The 7,426-nt window shown below is 72.7% G+C and carries 5 protein-coding genes and 1 other RNA gene; all 6 read right to left on the bottom strand.

What is annotated here, in order from left to right:
• Nucleotides 1-86: 86 nt before the first annotated feature.
• On the bottom strand, nucleotides 87-371 hold the full coding sequence (locus ABZW03_RS33455) for an HU family DNA-binding protein (RefSeq protein ID WP_030242980.1): 285 nt from the start codon (nucleotides 369-371) through the stop codon (nucleotides 87-89).
• Between the two features lie 508 nt (nucleotides 372-879).
• Nucleotides 880-2,352: an NAD-dependent malic enzyme gene (locus tag ABZW03_RS33450; protein WP_355266841.1), complete on the bottom strand. Its 1,473-nt coding sequence runs from the start codon at nucleotides 2,350-2,352 to the stop codon at nucleotides 880-882.
• 349 nt (nucleotides 2,353-2,701) lie between these two features.
• Nucleotides 2,702-5,005, bottom strand: a complete 2,304-nt coding sequence (locus tag ABZW03_RS33445; protein ID WP_355266838.1) for a UvrD-helicase domain-containing protein — start codon at nucleotides 5,003-5,005, stop codon at nucleotides 2,702-2,704.
• A 151-nt stretch (nucleotides 5,006-5,156) separates the two neighbouring features.
• Nucleotides 5,157-5,538, bottom strand: a transfer-messenger RNA (tmRNA) gene (gene ssrA, locus ABZW03_RS33440).
• 86 nt (nucleotides 5,539-5,624) lie between these two features.
• A complete protein-coding gene (smpB, locus tag ABZW03_RS33435) occupies nucleotides 5,625-6,101 on the bottom strand; it encodes an SsrA-binding protein SmpB (protein WP_224282587.1) in 477 nt (158 codons plus the stop codon).
• A gap of 44 nt (nucleotides 6,102-6,145) precedes the next feature.
• Nucleotides 6,146-7,282, bottom strand: a complete 1,137-nt coding sequence (locus ABZW03_RS33430; protein ID WP_355266835.1) for a S41 family peptidase — start codon at nucleotides 7,280-7,282, stop codon at nucleotides 6,146-6,148.
• Nucleotides 7,283-7,426: the final 144 nt, after the last annotated feature.

Raw genomic sequence — 7,426 nt, 5'->3', positions numbered from 1 at the left:
GCCCGGGCCGGCCCCCCCACCGCACGAGGGCGCGCGGCCGGGCACCCCCGGGGGGAGCCCGGCCTCTCGGGCGTTCAAGGGGTGGCTCAGGCAGCGCCCTTGGCGGCTTCCTTCAGCTTGGAGCCGGCGCTCACCTTGGCGCTGTAGCCCGCGGCGATCTGGATCGGCTCGCCGGTCTGCGGGTTGCGGGCGGTGCGGGCAGCGCGGTGGGTGCGCTCGAAGGTCAGGAAACCGGGGATGGTGACCTTCTCGTCGCCCTTGGCGACGACCTCGCCGACGATCTCGGCGAAGGCGGCCAGAACGGCGTCGGCGTCCTTGCGGGTCACCTCGGCGCGCTCGGACAGCGCGGCCACCAGCTCACTGCGGTTCATGTGTACTCCTGTGGTCTGTTCGCTTGCGGTGCGCGGGGGCCCATCGGTGCTCCCACCGGGGGGCACCCGGATGGGCCGCAGGTCCGCACACTGTGCTCATGCAGGCAATGCGTGGTCGCAGGCCGGGTCCGCACCCGATGCCGCGCGCCGGAGCCGTCGAAGGCCCACCCGCCCGCCTGGATACGAATCCTGCCCCGACCGGCCCCGAGAAAGCCAATCGGGCCCCGGCCGAGCCACCCGAACATCGCCCGCCCGTTGGAGGTGTGACGCTCCGTCGGCTCCGGCGGACCGGGCGCGGGCGGCGGTCGGGACGACACGCCGGAAGACCAGGGGGACGTTCCGTACTTGTCGGACACGCCTGCCCCGTGCAGGGCTACGGTACGCCCTACGACTGACAAGCCCAAACACGCCCCTCGCCCTTGTGTCGCAAGGGTTCGGGGCGGGCCGGCCGGGTATGACCGCTATTCGCACATTTGAGCGATCCGCAACACGTCGCCCGGTCCGGCCGTCAGAGCTTGACGGTGGGGAACGCGGACGTGTCGAGGGTGCCGACGATGCCCGGGGTCGGACGGGCCGGTACGACGTCCTCCTGGGCCCCCGCCAGGGCCGCCTCGCGCACCGCGGAGGCGACGGTCTTGGCCACGTCCTTGTGGAACACGCTCGGGATGATGTAGTTGGCGTTCAGCTCGTCGTCGGCCACGGTGGTGGCCAGCGCCCGGGCGGCGGCGATCATCATCTCGGTGTTGACGGTGCGGCTCTGGGCGTCCAGCAGGCCGCGGAAGACGCCCGGGAAGACCAGCACGTTGTTGATCTGGTTCGGGAAGTCGCTGCGGCCGGTGGCGACCACGGCGGCGGTCTGCCGGGCGACGGCCGGGTCGACCTCCGGGTCCGGGTTGGCCAGCGCGAAGACGATCGCGTCCTCGGCCATGGTGGCCAGGTCGTCGCCGTCCAGGACGTTCGGGGCCGAGACGCCGATGAAGACGTCGGCGCCCGCCACGGCCTCCTTGAGGGTGCCGGTGCGGCCCGAGCGGTTGGTGTGCTCGGCGATCCAGCGCAGGCTCTCGTTGAGGTCCTCGCGGCCCAGGTGGACCACGCCGCGCACGTCCGCCACGGTGGCGTGCTCGACGCCGGCCGCCATCAGCAGCTTGAGGATCGCGGTGCCGGCGGCGCCGGCGCCCGACATCACCACGCGGATGTCGCCGATCTCCTTGCCGACCACCTTCAGCGCGTTGGTGAGGGCGGCCAGCACCACGATCGCGGTGCCGTGCTGGTCGTCGTGGAAGACCGGGATGTCCAGGGCCTCGCGCAGCCGGGCCTCGATCTCGAAGCAGCGCGGCGCGGAGATGTCCTCCAGGTTGATCCCGGCGAAGCCCGGGGCGATCGCCCGGACGATGGCGACGATCTCGTCGGTGTCCTGGGTGTCCAGGCAGATCGGCCAGGCGTCGATCCCGGCGAAGCGCTTGAACAGGGCCGCCTTGCCCTCCATGACCGGCAGCGCGGCCTCCGGGCCGATGTTGCCCAGGCCCAGCACCGCCGAGCCGTCGGTGACCACGGCGACGCTGTTGCGCTTGATGGTCAGGCGGCGGGCGTCCTCGGGGTTCTCCGCGATCGCCATGCAGACCCGGGCGACACCCGGGGTGTAGATCATGCTGAGGTCGTCACGGTTGCGGATCGGCAGCTTCGAGGACATCTCGATCTTGCCGCCGAGGTGCATCAGGAAGGTGCGGTCCGAGACCTTGCCGATCGACACGCCGTCGATCGCGCGCAGCTTCTCGACGATCTCCTCGCCGTGCGCGACCGAGGCGGCCGCCACCGTGACGTCGATCCGCAGGGCCTCCAGGCCGGAGGCGGTGACGTCGAGACCGGTCACCGACCCGCCGGAGGACTCCACGGCCGTGGTGATCGCACTGACGGCGTTGCCCCGGGCCGGGACCTCCAGCCGTACCGTGATCGAGTTGGAGACACTGGGCACCGTCGCCATCGACGCTTCCTTCTTCCGTCTGTCCCGCAGGCTCAACACTGTGTTGAAGGCATCGCCTGCACATGCTGGACCTCGATCGTCGCACCTACCTAGGGGTAGCCAGAAATAACGTTCATTGAGTGTGCGGACCCGACAATCCCGCCCGGCGCCGCCGCTTCCCGCCGCTCACTCCTTGCCTCTCCCGGCCGATGCGTTACATTGGACGGGACACCGGCTCGATCCAAGCCCCCGGGCCCAACCTTCGTCCCTTCGAGGGACCACTTGCCGCGAGGCGAGCATGGCGGGTCGGTGTCGTCAACGTCTGAAGGCCCCTCACCGTGCGGTGAGGGGCCTTCTTCCGTACGCGCCGTCAGCCGTGCAGCAGCGCGGGCACGCCGGCCGCGTCCGGCAGGTCGTCCGGGCCGGAGAGCACGGTCAGCCGCTGGGTCGCGCGGGTCAGCGCCACGTACAGCACCCGCAGGCCGGCCTCCGACTCGCCGGCGATGCCGGTCGGGTCGGCGACCACGGTCGCGTCGTACTCCAGGCCCTTGGCCTCCAGGCTGCCCAGCGCCACCACGCGCTCGCCCAGGCCCTCGGCCCAGCCGGCCGCCTCGTCCCGGCGGTCCATCGGCACCACGATCGCCACGGTGCCGTCCACCTCGGCCAGCAGCCGCTCCAGCTCGGCCCGGGCGGCCGCGCCGAAGGCCTCCGGCGAGGGGTCGGTGGTGGCCGCGAAGCGCGGCTCCACGCCGACGTGGCGCACCGCGCTCGGCGACGGGGTGCCCGGGGCGGCCAGCGCCAGCACCTTGGCCGCGACCTCGGCGATCTCGGCCGGGTTGCGGTAGTTCACGGTCAGCGTGAAGCGCCGGCGCGGCTTGCCGGCCAGCACCTCGTCCAGCGCGGCCTGGGCCTCCTGCGGGAACGGCCAGGAGGACTGCGCCGGGTCGCCGACGATCGTCCAGGTGGCCATCCGGGAGCGGCGGCCGATCATCCGCCACTGCATCGGGGTGAGGTCCTGCGCCTCGTCCACGATGACGTGCGCGTACTCCTTGCGCTCCACCGGCTGGCGGTCGCGCTGGCGGGCGCTGCGGTCGGCGAAGGTGGTGACCTCGTCCAGGCCGCTCAGCAGGTCCACCGCGTCCACCTCGCGGACCTTCGGGCGGGCCGGCTCGCCGAGCAGCACCTGGAGCTCGTCGATCAGCGCGACGTCGTGCGCGGACAGCGCGCCCTCGCCCTCCGCGGACAGGTGCCGCCAGGAGGCGGCCAGCAGCCGGGCCTCGTCCGGGGTGACGGCGCGGCGGGCGATCCGGTTGGTGTGCCGGTGCTGGCGCAGCGTGCCGAGCACCCGGCGCGGGGTCAGGGCGGGCCACCAGGCGTCCAGGAAGTCCAGGAAGGACGCCTCGTCCGAGACGTACTCGTCGAAGGACTCCTTCTCCTCCTGGCGCTGCTCGCGGGCGTAGTGGTCGGCGGGCTTCGGCAGGTCCCTGGTGGCCTGCTGCCACAGGGCGTCCAGCAGCAGCCGGCGGGCGCGCGGGCGCAGCAGGTTCAGCGGGGTGCCGCCGGAGCCCACCACGTTGCCGCGCACGGCCTTCAGCCGGGAGGCGTCCAGCTTCAGCACCTCGCCACGGGCGACCACCTTCAGCTCCTGCGGCGCGCCCAGCTCCAGCGCCGCGCGGGCGGCCCGGCGCAGCAGCTGCACCATCCGGGCCGAGCCCTTGACCCGGGCCGCCTCGGGGGTGTCGTAGGTGCCCGCCTCGATGCCGTCCACCAGCGAGCCGACCGCCCGGATGGCGACCTGGCCCTCCTCCCCCAGCGCGGGCAGCACGCCCTCGGTGTAGGAGACCAGCAGCGGGGTCGGCGAGACCACCAGGATGCCCCCGGCGTAGCGGCGGCGGTCCTGGTAGAGCAGGTAGGCGGCGCGGTGCAGGGCGACGGCGGTCTTGCCGGTGCCGGGGCCGCCGGTGACCAGCGTGGCGCCCGCGGCGGCGGCCCGGATCACCTCGTCCTGCTCGCGCTGGATGGAGGAGACGATGTCGCGCATCGAGTGGCTGCGGGCGCGGCCCAGCGAGGCCATCAGCGCGCCGTCGCCGACCACCGCCAGCTCCTCGCCGTCCAGGGTCGGGGTGAGGTCCGGACGCAGCAGGTCGTCCTCGACGCCGATCACCTTGCGGCCCTTGGAGCGGATCACCCGGCGGCGGATCACCCGGCCCGGCTCGACCGGGGTGGCGCGGTAGAAGGGGGCGGCGGCGGGCGCGCGCCAGTCGATCACCAGCGGGCCGTACTCGGCGTCCAGCACGCCCAGCCGACCGATGTGGAGGGTCTCGGCGACGGCCGGGTCGGCCGGGTCGAGCGGGGTGTTCGACGGGATGCCGTGCTCCTCCGGGGCGTCCGCCCGCTGGAGGTCGATCCGGCCGAACAGGAAGTCCTCGAACTCGCTGTTCAGGCGCTGGAGGTGGGCGCCGGCCCGGTAGACCTGGGCGTCGCGTTCGGCGAGCGCGCCGGGAGTGCCGACCTGGACCCGCTTGGCGGCGTCCTCCAGGATGTACTCGGCCTCGGCGAGCTTCTCCTCCAACCGGTGGTAGACGGTGTCGAGGTGCTGCTGCTCACCGGCGATCTCGCGCGTGCGGACGGTCTCGTGGTCGGTGGCGGGGGTGGTGGGCGTGTTGCTCTGCATGGCCTCGGTGGTAGCGGCGGAATCCGGCTCCGGAAAACGAGCGGACGGATGATCCTACGCCGCGACCCCCGGGCCGCGCTGCTCCGGAACGGACAAAAGTCGAAGGCCGCCCTCCGCGGAGCGGAGGACGGCCTTCGGTGTGAACATGGGGTGGTGGAGATGCCGGGAATCGAACCCGGGTCCAGTGGAGTCAATTCAGGGCTTCTCCGAGCGCAGTCCGCTGTGCTTTTCTCGGCCCTGGCGGTCACACGGACAAGCCGCCAACAGGCCCAGCTGCTGTTTGATTTCCCATCCGCCCTCGCAGCCCGGGCGGACGGTTGAGTTCCCTAGATTATGCCAGGGTCCGGGTCGGGAACCCCCCGGTCTGACACCCAAGCGCTATCGGTGCTTATTAGGCAGCGAGAGCGAACTGCTGGGAATCGCGCTTAGAGTTGGCGATTATTTTTTTGCGACACGTGGTTAACGAGATCATTGCCGCGTTCCTCGGCTCGCTTCCCCTGTTTCAACATCCCCTGTCGAAACCGATCATCCCCATGTTTTGTTGAGAAACAGCTCGGACGGTGATCGTCCGTGTTGCTTGCGCCATAGTACGCGAGGCGACCGGCGAGGGTCCAGCGGATTAACGCTGGCGCCGCCGGGCCGCCGCCACCGCGCGGGCCGTCTCGCGGGTGTCCTGCTTCTCGCGCAGCGTCTGGCGCTTGTCGTAGAGCTTCTTGCCGACGGCGAGCGCCAGTTCGAGCTTCACCCGGCCGTCCTTGAAGTACAGCGAGAGCGGGACCAGGGTGTGGCCGGCGTCGCGGACCTTGGTCTCGATCTTGCGGATCTCCAGCTTGTGCAGCAGCAGCTTGCGCTTGCGCCGGGCCGCGTGGTTGGTCCACGTCCCCTGGGTGTACTCGGGGATGAAGACGTTGTCGATCCACGCCTCGTGGTTCTGGATGTACGCGTAGCCGTCGACCAGGTTGGCCCGCCCCTCGCGCAGCGACTTGACCTCGGTGCCGGTGAGGACGAGGCCGCACTCGTAGGTGTCGAGGATCGTGTACTCGTGTCGCGCCTTCTTGTTCTGCGCGATCAGCTTCTGTCCGGTTTCCTTTGCCATAGCCCGGTCATTCTCGCACTTCGGTGCCGGATCGGGCAGCTGCTTTAGGCGCGGGTGCCCAGGCCCGCGAGGACCCGCAGGGCGAGTCCGTCGGCCTCCTCGCCCGAGCCTGCCGGGACGTCCGGGGCCAGGCCGGTGCCCTCCGGGGAGCGGCCGGCCGGGGTGTAGTAGCGGCCGACGGTCAGCTCCAGCACGGCGCCGTCGGCGAGCCGGCTGGGCTGCTGGACGGTGCCCTTGCCGAAGGTCCGCGAGCCCACGACCAGGGCGCGGCCGCGGTCCTGGAGGGCCCCGGCGAGCAGTTCGGCGGCGCTCATCGTGCCGCCGTCCACCAGCAGCACCAGCGGGGTGCGCTGGTCGCCGCCGGGCGGGGCGGTCAACTCCCTGGTCTCGCCGCGCTCCTGGTACGAGCCGACCGCTCCGCCGTCCAGGAAGATCCCGGCGGTGTCGGCCGCCTCGTCGACCAACCCGCCGGAGTTGCCGCGCAGATCGAGCACCACGCCGGTGTGCGGGGCGCGCAGCGCGGCGCGCACCTGGTCGGCCACGCCGCTGGTGAAGGCGCGCACGGTCACCCGCAGGACGCCCCCGCCCAGCTGCTCGGCGGTGACCTGCCGGCTGTCCAGCAGCACGCGCCGCAGCCGCAGTTCGCGCTCGTCGCCCCCGCCGCTGCGGACGGCCAGGGTGACCTCGGAGCCGGCCCGGCGCTCCTCGCCGCGGCCGCGCAGCCGCGCGACCACCTCGGTGACCGGCAGGTGGTCGGCCTGGTCCTGGCCGATCCGCACCAGCCGGTCGCCGGGGGCGATCCCGGCCGCGGCGGCCGGGCCGCCCGGCGCGACCTGGGAGACCTCGGTGACGCCGTCCTGGCCGCGGCCGACCGAGAGGCCGACGCCCGGGTACCGGCCGTCCAGGCCCTGGCTGAACTCCGCGTACTCCTGGGCGCTGTAGTACGCGCCCCAGCGGTCGCCGCCGGCCGCCAGCAGGTGCTCGGCCTGCTGCTCGGAGAGGGCGGCGCCGGCCGGGTCCGCCGGGAGCGCGCCGGCGGCCCGGACGGTGTCGGCGGAGGGGCGGTGCGGCGGGTCGGCCGGGTCACCCCAGGCGCCGGTGGCCGCGCCGGCCAGCAGCACGGCGCCGAACACCAGGCTGAGGGCGGCCACCTGGCGGGCCCCGCGCGGAGTTTGCAGCATGGCACCGGAGTGTAGACACCGCTCCGCGCGGCCCGGACCGGAAACGGTGGACCGCGGAACGCCGACGGCCCCGGACGTCCGCGGCGTCGAGCGGCAGCGGGCGGCGGTTGCGGCGGCGCAGTTCGGCGAGCCCCTGGAAGAGGC

This window comes from Kitasatospora sp. NPDC004799 (assembly GCF_040609095.1).
Lineage (GTDB): Bacteria > Actinomycetota > Actinomycetes > Streptomycetales > Streptomycetaceae > Kitasatospora.
This window is presented reverse-complemented; position numbering and strand designations above follow the sequence as displayed.

What these genes read in the sequence shown, in the direction of transcription:
- smpB (WP_224282587.1), bottom strand. Translation starts at nt 6,101, where the DNA reads ATGGCAAAGGAAACCGGACAGAAGCTGATCGCGCAGAACAAGAAGGCG.
- ABZW03_RS33455 (WP_030242980.1), bottom strand. Translation starts at nt 371, where the DNA reads ATGAACCGCAGTGAGCTGGTGGCCGCGCTGTCCGAGCGCGCCGAGGTG.
- ABZW03_RS33430 (WP_355266835.1), bottom strand. Translation starts at nt 7,282, where the DNA reads ATGCTGCAAACTCCGCGCGGGGCCCGCCAGGTGGCCGCCCTCAGCCTG.
- ABZW03_RS33450 (WP_355266841.1), bottom strand. Translation starts at nt 2,352, where the DNA reads ATGGCGACGGTGCCCAGTGTCTCCAACTCGATCACGGTACGGCTGGAG.
- ABZW03_RS33445 (WP_355266838.1), bottom strand. Translation starts at nt 5,005, where the DNA reads ATGCAGAGCAACACGCCCACCACCCCCGCCACCGACCACGAGACCGTC.